Genomic DNA, 23,525 nt, shown 5'->3' with positions numbered 1-23,525 from the left:
TATGACCCGGACCACACTGCTGCAGCGCGATCGCATCACGGTGAACGAGTTTCGCTGCACGGCGGAGCCCGGCGACAAGCCGTTCGTCGAGCAGTTCGCCTGCCATTCCGTGTCCTATGTGCGCAGCGGCAGCTTCGGCTGCCATTGCCGCGGCCGCTTCCATGAGCTGGTCGCAGGCTCGATCCTGGTCGGCCATCCCGGCGACGAATACACCTGCACGCACGACCATGTGGTCGGCGACGAATGCCTGTCGTTCTTCCTCGACCCGGAGCTGGTCGAGACCATCGGCGACCGCACCTCGGTCTGGCAGGTCGGCTCGGTGCCGCCGCTGCCCGAATTGATGGTGATCGGGGAGCTCGCCCAAACGGCGGCAGCTGGCAACAGCGACGTCGGCCTCGATGAAGTCGGCCATCTCCTCGCCAGCCGCCTTGTCGAGCTGGTGTCGGACCGCAAGGCAAAGCCCCTCACCGCCGGCTTGCGCGACCGCCGCCGCGCCGTCGAAGCGGCGCTGTGGATCGACGCCAATTCACACCATCAGATCGATCTCGACGATGCCGCGGAGCAGGCAGGCCTGAGCACCTTCCATTTCCTGCGGCTGTTTTCCGCGGTGCTCGGTGTAACCCCGCATCAATATCTGGTGCGCTCGCGGCTGCGTCATGCGGCAAGACGGCTGGTGGACGACGACAGCCCGGTCACCGATATCGCCTATGACGTCGGCTTCGGCGATCTCTCCAATTTCGTGCGCAGCTTCCACCGCGCCGCCGGCGCCTCGCCGCTGAAATTCCGTCAGGCCTCCCGCGGCGACCGCAAGATTTTCCAAGAACGTCTTGCGCTGCAATAGCTAGGTTCTCCCGGTCCGCGCGTCCATCGACGCGCGCAACGACCGGAGACTCCATCATGTACGACCACATCGGATTGCGCGTCGCCGACCTCGACGCCAGCGTCCGCTTCTACACCGCGGTGCTGGCGCCGCTCGGTTTTGTGCTCTGCTCGCGCGACGACAGCGGCGCGGGCTTCGGGCTAAAGGGCGAGCCCGCGCTCTGGCTGCATCTGCACAAGGGCAAGACGCAAGGCGGCGCGCATATCGCGTTCCGCGCCCCGAGCCATGACGCGATCAAGACATTCCACGCCGAGGGCCTGAAGGCCGGCGGCAAGGACAACGGCGCGGCGGGTCATCGCAAGGACTACAGCCCGACCTACTACGCGGCATTCCTGCTCGACCCCGACGGCAACAATGTCGAGGCGGTGAGCACGTAAGTAGCGCCACGAACTCCGCCGTCATTGCGAGCGGAGCGAAGCAATCCACATCGCCGCATATGACGAGAGTGGATTGCTTCGTCGCTTCGCTCCTCGCAATGACACCCCTCTTGAAAGGATCAACACCATGGCTTCAATTCACAAGGACATCCCGATCGACGCGCCGGCCGATCATGTCTGGGACGCACTACGCGATTTCGGCGCGCTGCACACGCGGCTGGTGCCCGCCTTCGTCACCGACACGCAACTCGCCGACGACGTCCGCACCGTCACCTTCGCCAACGGCACTGTGGCGCGTGAGACGCTGGTCGATTGCGACGACACGCGACGACGGCTGGTCTATGCGATCACCAGCGAGCGGGTGAAGCAGCATTCCGCCTCGGTGCAGGTGTTTGCGGAGGGCGACGCGCGCTGCCGGGTGGTGTGGATCGCCGATGTGCTGCCGCACGAGATCGCGCCCTATATGGACGCGCAGATGGACCTCGGCGCGGCAGCGATGCAGGCCGCGCAGGCCCGGTCGGCCAGGGACAAGAACGCGGCGTAATCAACCCTGTCACCGTCACCCTGAGGTGCTCGCGAAGCGAGCCTCGAAGGGCGACGGCCCGACTTTTCCCACGGGCGTACGCTGAAGCTTCGGGGCCGTGCATCCTTCGAGGCTCGCTACGCTCGCACCTTAGGATGACGGGTTTAATTGCCTAAGACAGCGCCGGCTGCGCCCCGACAACTGGGGCCGACTTGCCCCAGCGCGTCAGGATCACACTGAGGCAGGAGAGCACGCCGAGCACGCCCATCGACGCGGCGGCGAGTGTGAAGAAATCTTGCGCACTCGCTTCATGCGTGGACAGCCACCAGCCGCCGGTGCCGATGAAGATCAGCCGCGCGGTCTGCGCCAGCACCGGACCCAGCACCTTCGCAGCGCCCTGCGAGGAGAAATACATCGACATTGCGAGGCCGATGAAGGCGTACATCGGCGCGGCGGTCGACAGGTACTGATGGCTGGTCGCCCGCACATGCGGATCGTTGGTGAACAGGTTGACCCAGAGGTCGGGGAAGGCGGCGATGAAGCTGCCGACCATGCCGACCGCGAGGAACGACATCGTGCCCGCGGTCCAGGCGATGCGCCGCGCCCGCGCGACGCGCTCGGCGCCGACGGCCATGCCGATCATCGGCACCGAGGCGATACCGACCGCGAACGCGACCGAGGTCAGCATGAATTCGAGCCGCGCGCCGATGCCATAGCCGGCAAGCACCGCGGTGCCGAATTGCGCCAGCATGTGGGTGAAGATCGAGATCGTCAGAACCGATTGCAGCGGCGAGAAGCAGGAGACCGCGCCGACCCTGAGGATGTCGATGAACATCGCCCATTGCACGCGCAACCCCTTGAGCTTCGGCTTCACGCGGGCGCGGCCCGAGAACAGATACCAGCCCATCACGCTGATGCTGATCGAATAGGCGATCAGCGAACCCGCCGCGACGCCGCGCATGCCGAATTGCGGCACCGGCCCGAGGCCGAGCCCGAGCGTGCCGCCGAGAATGATCTGGCACACCGCCGAGGACAGGATCATGGTCGACGGCAGCTTCATGTTGCCGGTGCCGCGCAGGATGCCGGCCATCGTGTTCATCAGCCAGGGCAGGATCGCGCCGCCGAAGAAGATCTGCGAATAGGCGATCGCATTCGCCAGCACGTTGCCGCGGCCGCCGAGCAATTCGAGCAGGCGCGGACCGAAGATCAGCATGCCCAGCATGAAGGTGGCACCGAACGTCAATCCGATCAGCAGCGCATGCATGGCAAGCGTCGAGGCGCGCTCGATCTCGCCGGCGCCGAGCGCGCGCGCGATCGCGGATGCGACGCCGCCGCCCATCGCGCCGCCGGACATCGTCATGGTCAGGATCACGCAGGGAAACACCAGCGCCATCGCCGCGAGCGATTCGACGCCGAGCCGGCCGATATAGGAGGTCTCCGCGATCACCACGCAGATGCCGGCGGAGAGCGCAATCACGTTCGGCCACGCCAGCCACAACAGCGTGCGCAAGATCGGCCCGTCGAGCAGCGCGTTGCGCGCCGGCCTCGTCACCGGCGGCGGCAGCGGCCGTTCTTGTTCGTCGACAGGTATTTCGGCGAGGCCGAGGTCGGACATTTCCACTCCCACGCGCGATCTGGGGAGCCGCGCCATGGTGTTTCCCTACCATGGCGAACGCGGATTCCACGTGCGCGGGACGCAAGGGGGGCCTGCGTGATTGCTGGTGAACCTCTGGTCTAGCCGATCGACCAGACGAACGGCGCGCCGGCGGCGCCATTCGGCTTCAGATGCACCGGAATATGCCGTCCGCAGCCGGCTGCCAGCCCTTCGAACAAGCCTGTCAGGACGCTGGCGCAGGCCGGGTGATAATCGGCCACGTCGGCCATCAGCTTCCAGCCCTGCTGGCGGATCTCGAACTGGCCCTCGGACTCGCTGATCTCAGCGACATCATCCTGCGACTCGAAGAGAGTGCGCAGAAATGCGGCAAATTCCGTGGCACGGCCACGACCGCCGCCGAGCGCCTGCGCGACCTCGTCGAAATACTGCATACCAATCAGTCTGCCGGTGAGATGCAGCAGATAGCTCGCATCCTCGGGCCCGAACACCTGCACGATGACGGGCGCGGCGGTCTTCACATATTCCATCGCGTAATTGCGGTAGGCCTTTTCCAGTCGCGGCTTCGGCCAGTTGTCGACCGGCAGCGCCGGCGCGGTCTTCGGGTCGAACAGCGGCGCCTCGAGATGGCGCGCGAACACCAGGCGCTGCTCGAGCTCAAGCGGATGATCGTACTCGCAGTAATAGCCCTCGAGCCCGTCCTGGCCGTCGACGCTCTGCTTGGTGCAGACGAAGCCGAGCCTGAGATCGCCGAGGGCTGCACCGTTGTTGGCGTGCCAGCCGCGCAGCATCGCGCGCGAGACCTCGCCGGGCACTCCGCAGATCGCCGTGCCCTTCCAGATCCAGCGCGGCGGCGGATAGCGGATCCAGGCCTTGCGGTCGGTCTCGTACATGTATTCGACATGCACGCCGCCGATCCAGTTGGAGAGATAGTGATATTGCGCGGCCGCGACCGCAGGCGGCAGACCGTCGAGGCCGAGCTTCTTCAAGCCGGGCAGGAAGCGCTCCTGCTGCTGGCGGCGAAACACGCGGAAGACGAATTCGGCGGCGTCGGCGGTGCCGCGCCGCGTCACCACGGTGAGGATCAGCCCGGTGAAGAAGGCGTGATAGAGATCGGCGACGCTGCGCCACTTCCGCCACTGCGTTTCTTGCTGCGCTGAATCTGTTGCGGCGCTCATGTTCGCTCCCGGCTTGTTGTTTTCTGGACTGTGTCATCGCCGAAGAGACAGCGCAACCAACACACACTGTCATCGCCCGACTTGATCGGGCGATCCAGTATTCCAGAGACAGTCGTTGTCGATCGAGAGGCCGCGGCGTACTGGATTCCCCGCTTTCGCGGGGAATGACAGCGGAGGACGACGCGAAAACCGGACTACGGAATTACACGCGAAAATGCTTGGAGAGCTTCAGGCCCTGCGCCTGGTAGTTCGAACCGATGCGCTGGCCATAGAGCGCGTCGGGGCGCTCGAGCATGCGTTCATAGACGAGGCGGCCGACGATCTGGCCATGCTCGAGAATGAACGGCACCTCGCGCGAGCGCACTTCCAGCACGGCGCGCGCGCCCTTGCCGCCGGCGCCGGCATAACCGAAGCCGGGATCGAAGAAGCCGGCATAGTGGACGCGGAATTCGCCGACCAGCGGATCGAACGGCACCATCTCCGCGGCGTAGTCTGGCGGCACCTGCACCGCCTCTTTCGAAGCCAGGATGTAGAACTCGCCGGGATCGAGGATCAGGCTGCCGTCGGGCCGCGCCTTGATCGGCTCCCAGAATTCTTCAACCGAATAGCCGCCGCGGCGATCGACATCGACCACGCCGGTGTGGCGCTTGGCGCGATAGCCGACGAAGCCGCCGGAGTTCTCGCCGGACAGATCGACCGAGAGCGCGACGCCGTGGGTAAGGTCGGCATTGTCGGCATCGACCAGCCGCTCGGCGGCATGCAGCGCGTCGAGTTCGTCGGCGGTCAAGGTCGCCTCGCCGATCCGGAAACGGACCTGGCTGAGCCGCGAGCCCTCGCGCAGCAGCACGGGAAACGTCTTCGGGCTGATCTCGGCATAGAGCGGGCCGTGATAGCCGGCACCGATCATGTCGAAGCGGCGGGTGCCGTCGGCGATCACGCGGGTGAAGACGTCGAGCCGTCCGGTCGAGCTCTTCGGGTTGGCCGCGGCGACGATCTCCGGCGGCAGCGCCAGGCTTTCCAGCAGCGGCACGATGTAGACGCAGTTGGTCTCCAGCACCGCGCCGTCGGAGAGATCGATCTCGTGCAGCTTGAGCTGGTCGATCCGCTCGGCGACGGTGGCACCGGGGCCCGGCAGGAAGCTGGCGCGGACGCGGTAGGCGATGTCGCCGAGGCGGAGATCGAGGCTCGCCGGCTGGATCTGGCTCTCGACGAAGTCGTAGGCGGGCAGAATGAGGCCGGCCTCCGCCATCTCCGCGATCATGCGGTCGGGCAGGATTCCGTTGGATTCATCTTCCAGCGTGAACGACACGTCGCGGTCCCTCGGCGATCCCTCGAGATGGCCCAAAATCATACTCCGAGCGGCCACCAAGCCCCAAATTATGGGCTTTTACGGGTTATCCGATGACCGTCTTGACGGAAAGGGCGCGAGGGAATATCAGCTGCACTTATCCCGTGGTGATTTGAGCCGGCCGGCTTGCAGCCACGTTAAATAAGTCGCTAAACAGGCCGGGGACAGTGTGATCCCGGCTTGTGGAGGTTTCTCCAGGCCGGTTTTTTTGTGGCCAGTTTCCGAGGGAAATGGCCACTTCGGAGGTCACATGTCTGAATCCAAGTCTACTGCCCACTTCCGTCCTGAAACCCGCCTCGTCCATGGCGGCACGCTCCGCTCGCAATTCGGGGAGACGTCGGAAGGGCTGTTTCTCACCCAGGGCTATGTCTACGACACCGCCGAGCAATGCGAGGCGCGCTTCAAGGGCCAGGATCCCGGCTTCATCTATTCGCGCTATTCCAACCCGACCATTGCGATGTTCGAGCGCCGCATGATCGAGCTCGAGGGCGCGGAAGCCGCGCGCTCGACCGCGACCGGCATGGCCGCGGTGACCACCGCGATCCTCGCGCCGCTGAAGGCCGGCGATCACGTGGTGGCATCGAAGGCCCTGTTCGGCTCCTGCCTCTACGTCGTGCAGGACCTGTTGCCGCGCTACGGCATCGAGACGACGCTGGTCGACGGCCTCGATCTCGACCAGTGGCAGCGCGCCTTACGGCCGAACACCAAGACCTTCTTTCTCGAAAGCCCGACCAATCCGACGCTCGACGTGCTCGACATCGGCGCGATCGCAGAGATCGCGCATAGCGGCGGCGCCCGGCTGATCGTCGACAATGTGTTCGCGACGCCGATCTGGCAGAGCCCGCTGTCGCTCGGCGCCGACGTCGTGGTCTATTCGGCGACCAAGCATATCGACGGCCAGGGCCGCTGCCTCGGCGGCGTCATCCTGTCGTCGGAAGCGTTCATCGCCGAGCACATCCATAATTTCATGCGCCAGACCGGCCCGTCGCTGTCGCCGTTCAACGCCTGGGTGCTGTTGAAGGGACTCGAGACGCTCGGCATCCGCGTCCGCGCGCAGACCGAGAACGCGGCGAAGATCGCCGAGGCGCTGGCCAACCATCCGAAGATCACACGGCTGGTCTATCCCGGCCGCCCCGATCATCCGCAGGCCGACACGGTGAAGAAGCAGATGGGCGCCGGCTCGACGCTGGTCGGCTTCGAGGTGAAGGACGGCAAGGCCGGCGCCTTCCGTTGCCTCAACGCGCTGAAGATCTCGCGCATCTCCAACAATCTCGGCGATGCCAAGAGCCTGGTGACACATCCCGCGACCACGACGCATCAGCGCCTGGCGCCGGAGGCCCGCGCCGAGCTCGGCATCAGCGAAGGCTTTATTCGCTTCTCGGCCGGGCTCGAGCACCCCGACGATTTGATCGAGGATTTTGAGCGCGCGCTCGAGCAGGTTTGAGGCGAACACGTCGTGGCCGGGCTAACCCGGCCACGATGGCTTCTCTTGAGAACTACGTCGCAGCCGTCGTCACGCCGCCGTCGACCACGATGGTCTGGCCGGTCATGAAGGTCGAGGCATCGGAGGCGAGATAGGCCACCGCGCCCGCGATCTCGTCGGGCTCGCCGATGCGGCGGAGCGGTGTCGATGCGGTGCGGCGCTTCAGATTGTCCGGATCCTCCCACAGCGCGCGGGCGAAATCGGTCTTCACCAGACCCGGCGCCACGCAATTGACGCGCACGCCCTTCGGCCCCCATTCGCCGGCGAGGCTGCGGCACAGCGCAAAGTCCGCAGCCTTGGAGATGCCGTAGGCGCCGATCACCGTAGAACCACGAAGTCCGCCGATCGAGGAGATGATCACGACCGAGCCCTTGCCGCGTTCCGCCATCTGCGGGATCGCCAGCGCGGACAGCCAGATGTTGCTCTTGACGTTCGAGCCCATGATCTTGTCGAAGGCCTCGTCCGTGATGTCGAGCAGCGGACCGTAATAGGGATTCACCGCGGCGTTGCAGACCAGGATGTCGATCTTGCCGTAGTGCTTGATCGTGCCTGAGACCAGACCCTCGACCTCCGCGCGGCGCGCGATGTTGCAGGGGATGACAAGCGCGTCACCGCCCTCTTTCTTGATGCCGTCGGCGACCTCCTGGCAGGCATCCGCCTTGCGCGAGGAGATCACGACCTTGGCGCCGAGCTTGGCCAGCAGCTCCGCCGAGGAGCGGCCGATGCCGCGGCTCGAACCGGTGACGACCGCGACCTGGCCGGTGAGATCGAACGGGGTGTTTTTCATTGTTGTTGCCTCCCTGTTATTGACGCGTCATTCCGGGATGCGCCGCAAGGCGCAGACCCGGAATCCAGAAGTTGTGGCGCGAGATTCCGGGTTCTCGCTTCGCGAGCCCCGGAATGACGATCAAGCCAACAGCCCGCCGCCCTCGCTGACGCGACGGAGGTGGTAGTCGGTATCACCGAGCGTGTTCTCGATCATGGTCAGCCGCTTGAAGTAGTGACCGATCTTGGCTTCCATGGTCATGCCGATGCCGCCATGAAGCTGGATCGACTGCTGGCCGACGAACTTCAGGGACTTGCCGACCTGCACCTTGGCGGCCGCGACCGCGGACGAACGCTCCTTGGCATCGCTGAAGTCCGACGCCATGGTCGCGAACATCGACATGCTGCGGGCCTGCTCCAGCGCCACGAACATGTCGGCGGCGCGGTGCTGCAGGCTCTGGAACGAGCCGATCGCAACGCCGAACTGCTTGCGGGTCTTGATGTACTCGACGGTCTCCTTCAGCGACTCGTCCATCGCGCCGACGGCTTCCGCGCACAGCGCAATGCGGGCTTCGTCCGCGACGCGCTCGATCAGAGGCAGGCCATTCTCGGGATCGCCGATCGCAGCATCCGCACCGACCTCGACATTGGTGAAGGTGATGTCGGCCGCGTGCAGGCCGTCCTGGGTCGGATAGCCCTTCCTGGTGACGCCCTTGGCGTCCGCCGGAACCAGGAACACGCCGATGCCGGCCTTGTCGCGCTGGCCGCCCTTGGTGCGCGCGGTCACGATCAAGGTGTCGGCGTTCTCGCCGTTCAGCACGACGAACTTCTCGCCGTCGATCACCCAACCGTCGCCCTTCTTCTTCGCCGTGGTCACGACGTCGAACAGGTCGTAGCGCGAGTTCTTCTCGAGCTGCGCAAAGCCGAAGGTCTTGCTGCCGTCGATGATGCCGGGAATGTACTTGGCCTTCTGCTCGGCCGAGCCGCCATGGCGCAGGAAGCCGCCGGCGACCACGACGGTGGCGAGATAGGGCTCGACCACCAGTGACTTGCCGAGCGCTTCCATCACGATCATGGTCTCGACCGCGCCGGCGCCGAAGCCGCCGTCGGTCTCGGCGAAGGGCAGACCAAGCAGGCCCTGCTCGGCGAGCTTGCCCCAGAGCGCTTTGCTCCAGCCGCCCTTCTCCTTCATGTACTTCTTGCGCGCATCGAAGTCGTAGGCATCCGCCAGCAAACCGTCGACGCTTTCCTTGAGAAGCCGCTGCTCCTCGGACAGATCAAAATCCATGTTCGTTCCCTATTGTCAAAGTGCTGATGCTATCCGCGGCGTCATTCCGGGATGGCCCGAAGGGCCAGGCCCGGAATCCATACTCACGATGGTGGTTATGGATTCGGGCTCTTCGCTACGCGAAGCCCCGGAATGACGATAATGGTGAGGCCTACAGCCCCAGCACCGCCTTGCTGATGATGTTGCGCTGGATCTCGTTGGAGCCGCCGTAGATCGAGACCTTGCGGTTGTTGAAGTAGCTCGGCGCGATCTGCGCGGTCCAATCCATGCTCTCGTTCGAGCCGGCATCGCCGTGTTCGTCATAGGGCGCGGCGAACGGACCGATGATCTCCATCAGCAGCTCGGTGGTGGTCTGCTGGATTTCCGAGCCCTTGATCTTGAGCACCGAAGAAGCCGGGTTCGGCTTGCCCTTGCCGTGCTTGCCTTCGTCGGCAACGACGCGGAGCTGGGTCAGCTCGAGCGCCTTCAGCTCGATCTCACAGGCCGTGAGCTTCTCGCGGAACGCCGGATCCTCGATCACCGGACGGCCGCCGGACTCGACCTTGGAAGCCAGCGCGCGGATGCGGCGCAGCCGCTCCTTCGAGACGCCGACCCGGGCGATGCCGGTACGCTCATTGCCGAGCAGGAATTTGGCGTAGTCCCAGCCCTTGTTCTCCTCGCCGATCAGGTTCTCGTAGGGCACCTCGACGTCGTCGAAGAACACTTCGTTGACCTCGTGGCCGCCGTCGATGGTCTGGATCGGACGGACGGTGACGCCCTTAGACTTCATGCTGAACACGATGAAGGAGATGCCCATCTGCTTCTTCGCGTTGTTGTCGGTGCGGCAGAGGCAGAAGATCATGTCGGCGTGCTGGGCGAGCGTGGTCCAGGTCTTCTGGCCGTTGATGATCCACTTGTCGCCACGGCGCTCCGCCTTGGTCTTCAGCGACGCGAGGTCCGAACCCGAGCCCGGCTCCGAGAAGCCCTGGCACCACCAGTCGTCGACACTGGCAATGCGCGGCAGATATTCCTTCTTCTGCTTCTCGTTGCCGAAGGTGTAGATGACAGGGCCGACCATGCTGACGCCGAAGGCGAGCGGCTGCGGCGCCGGATAGGACTGCAGCTCCTCGTTGAAGATGTAGTGCTGCACGGTGGTCCAGCCGGTGCCGCCATATTCCTTCGGCCAGTGGGTGACGCCCCAGCCCTTCTTGTTGAGGATGCGCCACCAGGTCACCATCTCGTCCTTCGACAGGTGGCGACCTTCCTGCAGCTTGCGCCGGGTCTCCGGCGGCACGTTGTTCTTGAAGAACTCCCGTACCTCCTCGCGAAACGCTATCTCTTCCTTGGTGAAAGCGAGATCCATCGGATCCTCCTTTTTGAAGTTCAACTTCCTCGTCATTCTCGATGTCGTCCCGGCGAACGCCGCGACGACGGATTCATTGCACCATATCGTCCATCAAGAGCGCGATCCTGATGCGGTTTGTTGCGTGGCTTGAGATGTCTTCGGCTGCTGCTGGCGCAATTCATGGCGCGACAGTTTTCCGACCGGCGTGCGCGGCAGTTCGTCGACGAACTCGACCGCCGCCGGCAATTCATGCTTGCCGACCTTGCCGGTGAGGAATGCGCGCAGCTCGTCGATCGAGAATGCTGGCTGCCCGTCGCGCAGCTTGATGAAGGCCTTTGCCGCCTCGCCGCGGTAATCGTCGGGGATGCCGATCACGATCACCTCCTGCACGGCGGGATGCGTGTAGATCGCCTGCTCGATCATCTGCGGATAGACGTTGAAGCCGCCGGAGATGATCATGTCCTTCTTGCGGTCGACCAGATAGAAATAGCCGTCCGTGTCCATGTAGCCGATGTCGCCGGTCAGGAAGCGGTCGCCGACGAAGGCCTCCGCGGTCTCCGCCGGCCTGTTCCAATAGCCTTTGGTGACGTTCGGGCCGCGGATGCGGATTTCGCCGACCTCACCGACCGGCATCACCTTGGTGGAATCCTCCAGCGATACCACGTCCATCTCGATGCCGGGCAGCATCAGTCCGATCGAGCCCGGCTTCTCCGGCCCCTCCTTGGGATGGCCGGTGCCGGGCGAGCAGGTCTCGGTCATGCCCCAGCCGCTCTTCAGCTTCATACCGACGCGGCGCTCGAAGATCTTGGCGACCTCGACCGGCAGCGGCGCGCCGCCGGAGCCGGCGACCACCAGCGAGGACAGATCGCGCTTGTCGAGGTCGGGCAGCGAGGCGATCGCGATCCACATCGTCGGCACGCCGGGAAACACCGTCGCGCGCTTGACCTCGATGTCGCGCATCACGGCCTCGACGTCGAAGCGCTGATGCAGCGAGATCAGATGGCCGCGCCGGATCACCGACAGCAGCACGACGGTCAGCGCATAGATGTGAAACAGCGGCAGCACGCAGATGACACGCTCGATCGCGTTGCGTTCGAGCCGCCCCGGCTTGCCCCAGACATCATAGATCGACACCGCCGCGGTGAGATTGCCGTGGCTGAGCATGGCGCCCTTGGGCAGGCCCGTGGTGCCGCCGGTATATTGCAGCAGCGCGACGTCCTCGACGTCGACGGCGGGCCAGTGCGACGGCTTGACTGCGCCGTCGATAAACTGCCGGTGCGTGATGATCGCAGGATTGTCAGGCAACGCGGTCTGCGGTGTGCCGACCTTGCCCCAATTGTCATCCTCGCAAACGATCAGGCGGTCAAGCAGCCCCTTGGCGAGGAATTTCAACGCGGTCGGCAACAGCGCCGAGAGGTTGCTGGTGACCAGCACGCGCGCGCCTGAATCGGAGAGCTTGTGCGACAGCGCGATCTCGCCGTCGAGCGGCGACAGATGCACGACGCGGGCGCCGGCCTTCAGCGCGCCGAAGAAGTTGATCGGGTGATCGGGCGAATTGCCGAGGAACAGCGCGACCGAGGTGCCCTTGCCGTAACCGGCCCGCATGAAGGCGGCTGCCGCGGTCTCGACCAACGCTTCCAGCTCGCTGTAGCTGATCTGCCGTTCGCGGAATTCGAGCACCGGGCGCGCGCCGAACTCGGCGGCGGCACTCGAGAGCAGGTCCGGCAGCGTGCCGCGCGTAATCTCGTCGCTCCACTGCACGCCCTTGGGATAATATCGTTCGCCGGGATAGGTCATGGATGCCTTCGCAGGGACTCTATGAAGTCGTCATTCCGGGATGGCCCGAAGGGCCAGACCCGGAATCCATCGATCCACACGCGCCGAGGCGCGATGGGTTCCGGGTTCATCGCTTTCGCGATGCCCCGGAACGACACGTGATCAGACCTTCAGCCAATCACGCCGCCTTCGACGCAGCAGCGAGCGAGGCGAAGGTCTTGCCTTCGTCGGCGAGCTTCTTGAGCAGCGGCGCTGGTTCGAGCGAGGGATCGTTGGTCTCCTTGGCATAGAAGGCCAGGCGATCGGCGATGTGCTTGAGGCCCACGGTGTCGGCCCAGAACATCGGACCGCCGCGATAGATCGGCCAGCCATAGCCATAGAGCCAGACCACGTCGATGTCAGACGGACGCGCCGCGATGCCCTCGGCGAGGATCTTCGCGCCTTCGTTGATCATCGGGTACATCATCCGCTCGAGGATCTCGTCGTCGCTGACGACGCGCTTCTTGCGGCCGAGGCGCGCCAGCGTCTCGTCGATCAGCTTCTCGACCTCGGGATCGGGCAGCGCCGCGCGCGAACCCTGCTCATACTTGTAGTAGCCCTTGCCGGTCTTCTGGCCGAAGCGGCCGGCTTCGCACAGCGCGTCCGCGATCTCCGACTTGATGCCGCGGTCCTTGCGCGAGCGCCAGCCGATATCGAGACCGGCGAGATCGCCCATCGCGAACGGTCCCATCGGCATGCCGAACTTGGTGACGACAGCGTCGACCTGCTGCGGCAGCGCGCCTTCGAACAGCAGCTTCTCGGACTGCTTGCCGCGTTGCGCCAGCATGCGGTTGCCGACGAAGCCGTCGCAGACGCCGACCACGGCCGGCACCTTGGCGATCTTGCGCGCGATCGAGACGGCGGTGACCAGCGCATCCGGCGCGGTCTTGTCGGCGCGCACGATCTCGCACAGCTTCATGACGTTGGCCGGCGAGAAGAAGTGCATGCCGAGCACGTCCTGCGGGCGCTTGGTCGACTGCGCGATCTCGTCGATGTTGAGGTAGGAGGTGTTGGAGGCCAGCACCGCGCCCGGCTTGGCGTATTGGTCGAGCTTGCCGAACACTTCCTTCTTGACCGCCATGGTCTCGAACACCGCCTCGATCACCAGATCGGCGTCGCCGATGTTCTCGATGCCGACGACGCCGTTGATCAGCGCCATGCGCTTGGCGGGCGCGTCCGCCGGGATGCCGCCGCGCGCGGCGGTCGCCTCGTAGTTCTTCTGCATGATGCCGAGGCCGCGCTTGAGCTGCTCCTCGCCCGTCTCGATCAGGGTGACCGGGATGCCGGCATTGGCGAACGACATCGCGATGCCGCCGCCCATGGTGCCGGCGCCGAGGATGGCGACGCGCGCCACGTTGCGGCCCTTGGTGCCTTCGGGAACACCGGAGATCTTGGCGGCTTCGCGCTCGGCGAAGAACGCGTAGCGCTGCGCCTTGGACTGCTCGCCGTTCATCAGCTTGAGGAAGCCCTCGCGCTCCTTCTTCAGGCCCTCATCGAACGGCAGGTCGATCGCGGCGCCGACGGCGTCGGCCGCGGCGAACGGCGCCTCGAGGCCGCGCGACTTCTTGGTCAGCGCAGCGACGGCATTGGTGAAGATCGAACGGTCGGCCTTGGCCGCGGCGAGCTTGCTGTCGTCATCGCGCAGCTTGCGCAGCGGACGCTTCTCGGCGACCACCTTGCGCGCAAATGCCTCACCGCCCGACGCCGGACCCTCGACGATCTCCTCGATCAGGCCGGCCTTCAGCGCGGCATCCGCGCGCTGATCGGATCACCGCCGACGATCATCTTGACCGCGAGCTCGGGACCGACCGCGCGCGGCAGGCGCTGGGTGCCGCCGGCGCCCGGCAGCAGGCCGAGCTTCACCTCGGGCAGGCCGAGCTTGGCGTCCTTGGTGGCGACGCGATAGTGGCAGGCCAGCGCAACCTCGAGGCCGCCGCCGAGCGCGGTGCCGTGGATCGCGGCAACGATCGGCTTCGGCGAGCTTTCCATCAGGCTCAGCACGTCGGCGAGCCCGGGCGGCTTCGGCGGCTTGCCGAATTCGGTGATGTCGGCGCCGGCGATGAAGGTGCGGCCGGCGCAGGTCAGCACGATGCCCTGGACCTGCGCATCATCGATCGCGCTCTTGATGCAATCGAAGATGCCGCCGCGCACGGCGGCGCTCAGCGCGTTCACTGGCGGACTGTTAACCGTGACGACGGCAATATTGTCATGACGTTCGAGCTTGACGACTTCACTCACCGGGACTCTCCCTGGATGCTTGTTCTTGAATTTGCGTTGAGTAGCTGCACGACTTGCGTCGAGCCGCTAGATAGACCAATTTCGCACTGCGAAATTTAATTCCACATCTTGACACGGAGGGTTATTTTGAAGCACGAGCCTTGTCAACGAGCATGACAAGGGCAGGGAATGAAGCGCGCCAGCAAGAAAGCAGCGACCGATCGCAATTTCGTCGTCGCGCTTTCCCGCGGACTGGATGTCCTGCGTGCATTTCAACCCAATGACGGGCTGCTCGGCAATCAGGAGATTGCAGCCCGCACCAAATTACCGAAGCCAACCATTTCCCGGCTGACCTACACGCTGACCAAGCTGGGATACCTTACACCTGTACCGAAATTCGAAAAGTATCAGCTTGCACCTTCGGCGATGGCGCTCGGCTATGCCGCGCTCGCCAATCTCGGCGTTCGGCATTTGTCCGAGCCGTATCGAGAAGAAGTGATGCGCGCGACCGGCGGCGCGGTCGCCGTCGGCGGCCGCGACCGTCACAGCATGATCTATTTCGGCCAGAGCCGGAACGGCCTGGCGCTCGGCGTGCAGCTCGACGTCGGCTCGCGGGTGCCGATCGCGACCACCGCGATGGGGCGTGCCTATATTTGGGCATTGCCACCCGAAGAGCGTGCGGCTCTACTACGCGAGCTGCGGGATCACTATGGCAGTCGCTGGGCCAAGATCCGCGACGGCATCGAGCGCTCCGGCGAGACGGTGGCGAAGCACGGCTTCACCCTGTCCACCGGCGACTGGCAGGACGACGTCGCCGCGGCCGGCGTTGCATTGAAATTGAACGACGGAACCGGCCCTTACGCCTTCAATTGCGGCGCGCCGGCATTCCGCTTCACGGAAGATAGATTGCTCAACGACATTGGACCTCGCCTTGTCGCGATGGTAAGGAACATCGAGCAGGCGCTCGGTGGAATAGCGCCGCAATCCAAAAAAGAACAAAGCAAAAAGTCTAGAGTAGGAGGGAAAGTTGCACGTTTGGCCGAGGGGATCAGATAGCCTCCATCGCGTCCGGCGAAATCCATCGCAGGGCCGCTCGCACCGCTCAGAGATGGCGGGCGAGACGAGATGACGCAGGCACAGCTCGCGCAGGGGAACGATCCCCTGCTCGCGGTTCGCGACGTCAGCGTCGTGTTCGGCGGCATCATCGCATTGAATGGCGTGTCGTTCGACATGCGCCATGGGCAGATCCTCGGCCTGATCGGACCGAACGGCGCCGGCAAGACGACGCTGTTCAATTGCCTGTCGCGGCTCTATCAGCCGTCGTCCGGCGATATCCTGATGGAAGGCAAGAGCATTCTGTCGCGGCCGCCGCACCGGATCGCCGAGATCGGCATCGGCCGCACCTTCCAGAACGTCGCGCTGTTTCCCAATCTGTCCGTGATCGACAATGTGCGCGTCGGCGCCCATGCCCGGACCTCGAGCGACATCGTCAGCGACTCGCTGCGTCTCGCCTGGGTTCGCCGCGGCGAGAACGACATGAACAAGAAGGTGCACGACATCCTCGGCTATCTCGATCTCGAGGACGTCGCCCACACCGTGGTCTCGGGACTTCCGTTCGGCACCCAGAAGCGCGTCGAACTGGCGCGCGCCTTGGCATCAGATCCGAAGATCCTGCTGCTCGACGAGCCGGCCGGCGGCCTCAATCACGAGGAAGTCTACGTGCTCGGCGACCTGATCCGCAAAATCCGCGATGACCGTAAAATTACGGTGTTGCTGGTCGAGCATCACATGGGTCTCGTGATGTCGATCGCCGACCACGTCGTCGCGCTCAATTTCGGCCGCAAGCTGGCCGAAGGCACGCCGGCCCAGGTCCAGGCCGACCCCGACGTCATCAAGGCTTATCTGGGGAGCAAGGACCAATGACAGCGATGCTCAACGTCAAGGACCTGCGCGCCTATTACGGTCAGGTCCAGGCCCTGCACGGCCTCAGCTTCTCGCTCAACGAGGGTTCGCTGACTACCCTGCTCGGCGCCAACGGCGCCGGCAAGACCACCACGCTGCGGGCGATCTGCAACATGGTGCGCTCGACCGGCGCAATCGAGTTCGAGGGCAAGCCGATCGGCACCCGTTCCACCGAGAACGTGGTCCGCCTCGGCATCGCCCATGTGCCGCAGGGCCGCGGCACCTTCACCAACATGACGGTGGAGGAAAATCTGCAGCTTGGGGCCATCAGCCGTTCCGACAAGAACGCCATCGGCGCCGACATCGAGCGGATGTACGAACATTTCCCGGTGCTGAAGCAGCGCTACACCCAGCAGGCCGGAACGCTGTCCGGCGGCGAGCAGCAAATGCTCGCGGTGGCGCGCGCGCTGATGCTGCGGCCGCGCCTGATGCTGCTCGACGAACCGTCATTCGGCCTCGCGCCGCTGATCGTGCGCGACCTGTTCCGCATCCTCGGCAAGATCAATCGCGAGGAAAAGGTGACTATCCTGGTGGTCGAGCAGAACGCGCAGCTCGCGCTCGAGCTCGCCGACCAGGCCTATGTGATCGAAACCGGACGGATCGTGATGTCGGGCAATGCCAAGGACATCGCGAACAACGAAGACGTCCGCAAATCCTATCTCGGCTACTGAGGAGCTGGCACAATGGAGCTTTTTGCCAACCAGGTCCTGGCCGGAATCGCCACGGGCGCGATCTATGCCTGCATGGCGCTCGCGGTCGTGATGATCTACCAGGCCATCGACCATTTGAATTTCGCCCAGGGCGAAATGGCGATGTTCTCGACCTTCGTGTCCTGGCAGCTGATGCAATGGGGCGTGCCATATTGGGGCGCCTTCGTGCTCACCGTCGCCTTTTCGTTTGCTGCCGGCATTGTCATCGAGCGGTTGCTGTTCAAGCCCCTGGCCAAGGCCCCGATCCTGACCAACGTCGCCGGCTTCATCGCGCTGTACGCGATCATCAACTCGGTCGCCGGTCTGATCTGGGACTTCACCATCAAGCAATACCCGACGCCGTTCGGCTCCTCGCCGTTCCTCGGCAGCCAGCTGATCTCGACCCACCAGGCCGGCATGATCGGCATCACGCTGCTGATGCTGGCGCTGCTGTTCTTCTTCTTCCGCTTCACCCGGGTCGGCCTGGCGATGCGGGCGGCTGCCTCGCTGCCTGAATCGGCCCGGCTGGTCGGCATCAACACCTCCTGGATGATCGCGCTGGGCTGGGGCATGGCGTCAGCGATCGGCTCGATCGCCGGCATGATGATCGCCCCCGTGGTGTTCCTCGAGCCGAATATGATGCTCGGCGTGCTGATCTACGGATTTGCCGCGGCCGTGCTCGGCGGCCTGACCTCACCGTTCGGCGCCGTGATGGGCGGCTTCCTGGTCGGCATCTTCGAGAACCTCGTCGGCACCTACATCCCCGGCGTCGGCAATGAGCTGAAACTTCCGATCGCGCTTGCGCTGATCATCGTCGTCCTGGTCGTCAAACCGGCAGGCCTCTTCGGCCGCGCCATCGTGAAGCGAGTTTGATCATGAGCGCCGTTGAAGAAATCGTCACAGAAGCCCCCGCCGTCGAGGCTGTGCCCAAGCGTGCCATGACGCTGGGCTACGGCACCTCGCTGGTCGTGCTTGCCGCGCTGATCCTGATCCCGCTGTTCGTGAAGAACTTCATCATCTTCCAGATGACGATGCTTCTGATCTACGCCCTTGCGGTGATGGCGCTCAACATCCTGACGGGCGGAAGCGGCCAGTTCTCGCTCGGCCAGAGCGCGTTCTACGCCGTCGGCGCCTATACGTCGGCGATCCTGATGGAGCATGCGGGCATGAACTATGCCCTGACGCTGCCGGTCGCCGGCATCGTCTGCTTCGGCTTCGGCTTCCTGTTCGGCCAGCCGGCGCTGCGGCTATCCGGCGTCTATCTGGCGCTTGCGACCTTTGCGCTCGCCACCGCGATGCCGCAGCTGCTCAAGCTCGGCTATTTCGAGCACTGGACCGGCGGCGTGCAGGGTCTCGTGGTCACCAAGCCGGATGCCCCGTTCGGGCTGCCGATGGGGCAGGACATGTGGCTCTACTACTTCACACTGGCGGTCGGGATCGCGATCTACATCGCCTCGGTGAACCTGCTGCGCTCGCGTTCCGGCCGCGCCTTCATGGCGATCCGCGACAACGAGATCGCGGCTTCCGCGATGGGCGTCGACGTCGCGCTGTACAAGACGCTGGCGTTCGGCGTCTCGGCCGGCATCACCGGCGTTGCCGGCGGTCTCGGCGCCATCGCGGTGCAGTTCGTGGCGCCCGACGGCTACACCATCCAGCTCGCGATCTCGCTGTTCCTCGGCATGGTGGTCGGCGGCGTCGGCTGGCTGCCCGGCTCGATCGTAGGATCCGCCTTCATCATCTTCGTGCCGAATATCGCCGAAGGCATCTCGAAGGGCCTTTCGGGTGCGGTGTTCGGCGTGTTGCTGTTCCTCGTCATCTTCCTTGTGCCGCACGGCGCCAGGCAGGTTGCGATCGTTGCCCAGCAACTGGCCGCAAAGCTCAAGAAAAACTAAGAATCTTTAGAACCAAACCAGGAGACATTATGCTTTCTACCGTTCGGATCGCCGCGATTTCCGCGGCGATCGTCGCTGTTGCCGCGACCTCCACTGCCGCATTCGCCCAAAAGAAATACGACACCGGCGCAAGCGATACCGAGATCAAGGTCGGCAACATCATCCCTTATTCGGGACCAGCCTCCGCCTACGGCGTGATCGGCAAGACCGAAGAAGCCTACTTCAAAATGATCAACGACCGCGGCGGCATCAACGGCCGCAAGGTCAATTTCGTCAGCTATGACGACGCCTATTCGCCGCCGAAAGCGGTCGAGCAGGTGCGCAAGCTGGTCGAGAGCGACGAAGTGCTGCTGGTCTTCAATCCGCTCGGCACGCCGTCCAACACCGCGATCCAGAAATACCTGAATTCCAAGAAGATCCCGCAGCTGTTCGTCGCCACCGGCGCCACCAAGTGGAACGATCCGAAGAACTTCCCGTGGACCATGGGCTGGCAGCCGAGCTACCAGAGCGAAGCGCAGATCTACGCCAAGTGGCTGATGAAGGAGAAGCCCGACGCCAAGGTCGCGATCCTCTATCAGAACGACGACTTCGGCAAAGACTACCTCAAGGGCACCAAGGACGGTTTTGGCGCCAAGGCAGCCTCCAGCATCATCATGGAGGAGAGCTATGAGGTGTCCGAGCCGTCGATCGACGGCCACATCGTCAAGATCAAGGCCGCCAATCCCGACGTGCTGCTGATCTACACCACGCCGAAGTTCGGCGCACAGACCATCAAGAAGACCGCCGAGCTCGGCTGGAAGCCGCTGCAGATCATCACCAACGTGTCGGCCTCGGTCGGCAGCGTGATGCAGCCGGCCGGCTTCGACAACGCCCAGAGCGTGCTGTCGGCGGCCTATGCCAAGGACGGCGCCGACTCGCAGTGGAACAACGACCCCGGCATGAAGAAGTGGTCGGAGTTTCTCGACAAGTACATGCCGGGCGCCGACAAGACCGACGGCGGCTATGTCTACGGCTACGGCGCCGCGCAGACGCTCGCCAAGGTGCTGGAAATGTGCGGCGACGACCTCACCCGCGCCAACGTCATGAAGCAGGCGGCGAGCCTGAAGGACTTTACGCCCGACACCCTGCTGCCCGGCGTCAAGATCAACACCTCGGCCACCGACTTCGCCCCGATCGCCCAGTTGCAGATGCAGCGCTTCAAGGGTCAGAAGTGGGAACTGTTCGGTGACATCATTTCCGGCGACGTCCCCACCGAGTGACGTTGCACTGCGGGAATAAAACAACAGCCTCCGCGATCTCCGTCGCGGGGGCTTTTTGTTGACGCCCCGCGCCGATGGTATTGAATACTGCAAACCAAGAACCCGAGGTGGGGAAACCATGACTGCCGCACGTCCGTCCCTGACGGCGCTCTTGGCCGCATTGGCTCTGATCCTGACGAGCTGCAATGTCGCGCAGGCGCAGAAGAAATACGACACCGGGGCCAGCGACACCGAGATCAAGATCGGCAACATCATGCCCTACAGCGGTCCGGCCTCAGCCTATGGGGTGATCGGCAGGACCGAGGCCGCCTACTTCAAGATGATCAACCAGGCCGGCGGCATCCACGGCCGCAAGATCACGTTCATCTCCTACGACGACGGCTACTCGCCGCCCAAGACGGTGGAGCAGGCACGCAAGCTGGTCGAGGACGACGAGGTGCTGCTGCTGTTCGGCTCGGTCGGTACCGCAGGCAACGCGGCGATCCGCAAATACATGAACGAGAAGCAGGTGCCGCAGCTGTTCATCGCCTCCGGCGCCTCCAAGTGGAACGACCCGAAGAACTATCCATGGACCATGGGCTGGCAGCCGTCCTACCAGGACGAGGCGCGGGTCTACGCAAAATACATCATGAAGCACAAGGCAGACGCCAAGGTTGCCGTGCTCTACCAGAACGACGATTTCGGCAAGGACTACCTCAAGGGCCTGAAGGATGCCTTCGGCGACAAGGCCTCGATGATCGTCGCCGAAGAGGCCTACGAGACGTCGGAGCCTGCGATCGACAATCACATCGTCAAGCTGAAGGCCGCCGGCGCCGATACCTTCATCAGCATCACGTCACCGAAATTCGCAGCGCAGGCGATCAAGAAGGCCGCCGAAATCGCGTGGACGCCCTTGCAATTCGTCGCCAATGTCTCCGCCTCGGTCGGCGGCGTCATGCAGCCGGCCGGCTTCGAGAACGCGCAGGGCATCCTGTCGGCGTCCTATCTCAAGGACGGCGCCGATCCGCAATGGGACCAGGATCCCGGCATGGAGAAATTCCTTGTCTTCCTGAAGAAGAATTATCCCGACGCCAACAAGCTCGACGGCGCCACCTCCTACGGCTACGCCGCCGCACAGACCATGGCGCAGGTGCTGGAGATGTGCGGTGACGATCTCACCCGCGCCAACATCATGAAGCAGGCCGCGAGCCTGAAGGACTATGTCCCCGGCACGCTGCTGCCGGGCATCAGCATCAACACGTCGGCGACCGACTTTGCGCCGATCAAGCAGTTGCAGCTGATGCGCTTCAAGGGCGAGAAGTGGGAGCTGTTCGGCGACATCATCTCGAGCGGGCTCAGCAACTAGGACGACGCACGATCACCACGCAAACGCTTCGCGTGTGCTGCGAAGCGATTGCGGGAGCCGGCTTTCCTCACAACGCGTTCGACTAAATGACGCCCTCCACCGCAGCGCCGCGGGGGGCTTTCTGTTGCTGGCACCTGACGAAAGGTATTCAATGCCGAAAGGAGCCGCAAAGTGCTCCCACTCCAAAAATCGTGACACATTCATCGTGATCCAAGGGAGATCAAAATGCCTGCTATCCGTTTGCGGTTGGGAGCCATTTCGGCTGCCCTCGCATTGCTCGCAGCGACCACGAGTCCCTCCGTCGCGCAGAAGAAATACGACATCGGCGCCTCCGACAGCGAAATCAAGATCGGCAACATCATGCCCTACAGCGGCGCGGCTTCCGCCTATGGCGTGATCGGCAAGACCGAGGAGGCCTATTTCCGCAAGATCAATGCCGAGGGCGGCATCAACGGCCGCAAGATCACCTACATCAGCTATGACGACGCCTACACACCACCGAAGACCGTCGAGCAGGCGCGCAAGCTCGTCGAGAGCGACGAGGTGCTGCTGATCTTCAATTCGCTCGGCACGCCGCCGAACTCGGCGATCCAGAAATACATGAACCAGAAGAAGGTGCCGCAGCTGTTCGTCGCCACCGGCGCCACCAAGTGGAACGACCCGAGGGAATTTCCCTGGACGATGGGCTGGCAGCCCAACTACCAGAGCGAGTCCATCATCTACGCAAAGTACATCCTGAAGAACAAGCCAGACGCCAAGATCGCGGTGCTCTATCAGAACGACGATTACGGCAAGGACTATCTGAAGGGCTTCAAGGACGGGCTCGGCGCCAAGGCCGCATCGATGATCGTCGCCGAGGACAGCTACGAGGTCACGGAGCCGACGATCGACTCCCATATCGTCAGGCTCAAGGCCTCCGGCGCCGACGTGTTCTTCAACATCACGACGCCGAAATTCGCGGCGCAGGCGATCAAGAAGAACGCCGAGCTCAACTGGCATCCGCTGCATTTCCTCAACAACGTCTCCGGATCGATCGGCAGCGTGATCAAGCCCGCGGGCTTCGAGAACGCCCAGGACATCATCTCGTCGCAATATTTCAAGGACCCGACCGACCCGCAGTGGAAGACCGACAAGGCAATGATCGCCTGGAACGAGTTCCTCGATAAATACTATCCGGAAGCGAACCGCGCCGATGCCTCCGTGATGTATGCCTACATCGTCTCGCAGGGCCTGGTGCACGTGCTCAAGGCGTGCGGCGACGACCTGACCCGCGAGAACATCATGAAGCAGGCGGCCAGCATTCGCGATTACGAACCCGGCGGCCTGTTGCCGGGGGTCAAGGTCAACACCTCGGCGACCGATTTCGCGCCGCTCTCGCAACTGCAATTGATCCGCTTCAAGGGCCAGACCTGGGAGCGCTTTGGCGAGATTTTGAGCGGCGACGTCGGCGGTTAACCCGGAATTGTCGACTAAAGACGAGAGCCCCTGCGGCATTGTCGCAGGGGCTTTTCATTGAGACGGGCCGCCTGAAATGCTAATCATTGCAGTCAAATAACAGAGCCCTCGAA

The 23,525-nt window shown here is 63.9% G+C and carries 19 protein-coding genes, 1 pseudogene and 1 riboswitch; of the genes and pseudogenes, 12 read left to right on the top strand and 8 right to left on the bottom strand.

The window, feature by feature from the left end:
- Position 1: 1 nt before the first annotated feature.
- From ACVIGA_RS24990 to ACVIGA_RS24980, 3 genes are all read left to right on the top strand, one after another.
- The gene (locus ACVIGA_RS24990; RefSeq protein WP_375786649.1) at positions 2-841 is read left to right on the top strand and encodes a helix-turn-helix transcriptional regulator; all 840 of its coding nucleotides are present in this window, start codon (positions 2-4) and stop codon (positions 839-841) included.
- Between the two features lie 56 nt (positions 842-897).
- Complete coding sequence (locus tag ACVIGA_RS24985) at positions 898-1,257, top strand: VOC family protein (RefSeq protein ID WP_456668371.1); 360 nt, start codon at positions 898-900, stop codon at positions 1,255-1,257.
- A gap of 127 nt (positions 1,258-1,384) precedes the next feature.
- The gene (locus tag ACVIGA_RS24980) at positions 1,385-1,801 is read left to right on the top strand and encodes an SRPBCC family protein (RefSeq protein WP_456668370.1); all 417 of its coding nucleotides are present in this window, start codon (positions 1,385-1,387) and stop codon (positions 1,799-1,801) included.
- A 151-nt stretch (positions 1,802-1,952) separates the two neighbouring features.
- Here ACVIGA_RS24980 and ACVIGA_RS24975 read toward each other — a convergent pair whose 3' ends face one another.
- From ACVIGA_RS24975 to ACVIGA_RS24965, 3 genes are all read right to left on the bottom strand, one after another.
- Complete coding sequence (locus tag ACVIGA_RS24975; RefSeq protein WP_456668369.1) at positions 1,953-3,395, bottom strand: MATE family efflux transporter; 1,443 nt, start codon at positions 3,393-3,395, stop codon at positions 1,953-1,955.
- A gap of 119 nt (positions 3,396-3,514) precedes the next feature.
- Positions 3,515-4,570 (bottom strand): hypothetical protein, encoded by a 1,056-nt coding sequence (locus tag ACVIGA_RS24970; protein WP_456668368.1) that lies wholly within the window; start codon positions 4,568-4,570, stop codon positions 3,515-3,517.
- A 202-nt stretch (positions 4,571-4,772) separates the two neighbouring features.
- Positions 4,773-5,879, bottom strand: coding sequence for a 2'-deoxycytidine 5'-triphosphate deaminase (locus tag ACVIGA_RS24965; RefSeq protein WP_212319760.1), 1,107 nt, complete (start codon positions 5,877-5,879; stop codon positions 4,773-4,775).
- 133 nt (positions 5,880-6,012) lie between these two features.
- A riboswitch (SAM riboswitch) is annotated at positions 6,013-6,092 on the top strand.
- Between the two features lie 76 nt (positions 6,093-6,168).
- Between ACVIGA_RS24965 and ACVIGA_RS24960 the strand changes: the two genes are divergently transcribed.
- Complete coding sequence (locus tag ACVIGA_RS24960) at positions 6,169-7,362, top strand: O-succinylhomoserine sulfhydrylase (RefSeq protein ID WP_456668367.1); 1,194 nt, start codon at positions 6,169-6,171, stop codon at positions 7,360-7,362.
- A gap of 52 nt (positions 7,363-7,414) precedes the next feature.
- Here ACVIGA_RS24960 and ACVIGA_RS24955 read toward each other — a convergent pair whose 3' ends face one another.
- The 5 genes and pseudogenes from ACVIGA_RS24955 to ACVIGA_RS24935 all read right to left on the bottom strand — a co-directional run bounded on the left by ACVIGA_RS24955 (position 7,415) and on the right by ACVIGA_RS24935 (position 14,831).
- Positions 7,415-8,188, bottom strand: a complete 774-nt coding sequence (locus ACVIGA_RS24955) for an SDR family NAD(P)-dependent oxidoreductase (RefSeq protein ID WP_456668366.1) — start codon at positions 8,186-8,188, stop codon at positions 7,415-7,417.
- Positions 8,189-8,308: 120 nt separating this feature from the next.
- Positions 8,309-9,454: a pimeloyl-CoA dehydrogenase small subunit gene (gene pimD, locus ACVIGA_RS24950; RefSeq protein WP_456668365.1), complete on the bottom strand. Its 1,146-nt coding sequence runs from the start codon at positions 9,452-9,454 to the stop codon at positions 8,309-8,311.
- Positions 9,455-9,605: 151 nt separating this feature from the next.
- Positions 9,606-10,796 (bottom strand): pimeloyl-CoA dehydrogenase large subunit, encoded by a 1,191-nt coding sequence (pimC, locus tag ACVIGA_RS24945; protein WP_195786408.1) that lies wholly within the window; start codon positions 10,794-10,796, stop codon positions 9,606-9,608.
- A 93-nt stretch (positions 10,797-10,889) separates the two neighbouring features.
- A complete protein-coding gene (gene pimA / locus ACVIGA_RS24940) occupies positions 10,890-12,575 on the bottom strand; it encodes a dicarboxylate--CoA ligase PimA (RefSeq protein ID WP_456668364.1) in 1,686 nt (561 codons plus the stop codon).
- 157 nt (positions 12,576-12,732) lie between these two features.
- Positions 12,733-14,831: pseudogene (locus tag ACVIGA_RS24935) on the bottom strand (3-hydroxyacyl-CoA dehydrogenase NAD-binding domain-containing protein).
- A 168-nt stretch (positions 14,832-14,999) separates the two neighbouring features.
- On the opposite strand from ACVIGA_RS24935, the gene ACVIGA_RS24930 reads away from it, so the two are divergent.
- The 8 genes from ACVIGA_RS24930 (at position 15,000) to ACVIGA_RS24895 (ending at position 23,412) form a co-directional block, all read left to right on the top strand.
- Positions 15,000-15,866 (top strand): IclR family transcriptional regulator, encoded by an 867-nt coding sequence (locus ACVIGA_RS24930; protein ID WP_223965991.1) that lies wholly within the window; start codon positions 15,000-15,002, stop codon positions 15,864-15,866.
- A gap of 69 nt (positions 15,867-15,935) precedes the next feature.
- Positions 15,936-16,733: an ABC transporter ATP-binding protein gene (locus ACVIGA_RS24925; protein WP_223965990.1), complete on the top strand. Its 798-nt coding sequence runs from the start codon at positions 15,936-15,938 to the stop codon at positions 16,731-16,733.
- Positions 16,730-17,443 (top strand): ABC transporter ATP-binding protein, encoded by a 714-nt coding sequence (locus ACVIGA_RS24920; protein ID WP_092119454.1) that lies wholly within the window; start codon positions 16,730-16,732, stop codon positions 17,441-17,443. The genes ACVIGA_RS24925 and ACVIGA_RS24920 overlap by 4 nt, the downstream gene beginning before the upstream one ends.
- A gap of 12 nt (positions 17,444-17,455) precedes the next feature.
- On the top strand, positions 17,456-18,334 hold the full coding sequence (locus ACVIGA_RS24915) for a branched-chain amino acid ABC transporter permease (RefSeq protein WP_163160471.1): 879 nt from the start codon (positions 17,456-17,458) through the stop codon (positions 18,332-18,334).
- 2 nt (positions 18,335-18,336) lie between these two features.
- A complete protein-coding gene (locus tag ACVIGA_RS24910) occupies positions 18,337-19,353 on the top strand; it encodes a branched-chain amino acid ABC transporter permease (RefSeq protein ID WP_223965988.1) in 1,017 nt (338 codons plus the stop codon).
- 29 nt (positions 19,354-19,382) lie between these two features.
- Positions 19,383-20,612 (top strand): ABC transporter substrate-binding protein, encoded by a 1,230-nt coding sequence (locus tag ACVIGA_RS24905; RefSeq protein WP_456668363.1) that lies wholly within the window; start codon positions 19,383-19,385, stop codon positions 20,610-20,612.
- Positions 20,613-20,730: 118 nt separating this feature from the next.
- Complete coding sequence (locus ACVIGA_RS24900; protein ID WP_456668362.1) at positions 20,731-21,957, top strand: ABC transporter substrate-binding protein; 1,227 nt, start codon at positions 20,731-20,733, stop codon at positions 21,955-21,957.
- Positions 21,958-22,182: 225 nt separating this feature from the next.
- Positions 22,183-23,412 carry an ABC transporter substrate-binding protein gene (locus tag ACVIGA_RS24895; RefSeq protein WP_456668361.1) on the top strand — a complete coding sequence of 410 codons (1,230 nt, stop codon included), beginning with the start codon at positions 22,183-22,185 and terminating at the stop codon, positions 23,410-23,412.
- Positions 23,413-23,525: the final 113 nt, after the last annotated feature.

The sequence above is a fragment of the Bradyrhizobium sp. USDA 3240 genome (assembly GCF_054063295.1).
The sequence above is the reverse complement of the archived record's forward strand: the minus strand, read 5'-3'. Positions and strand labels throughout refer to the sequence as shown.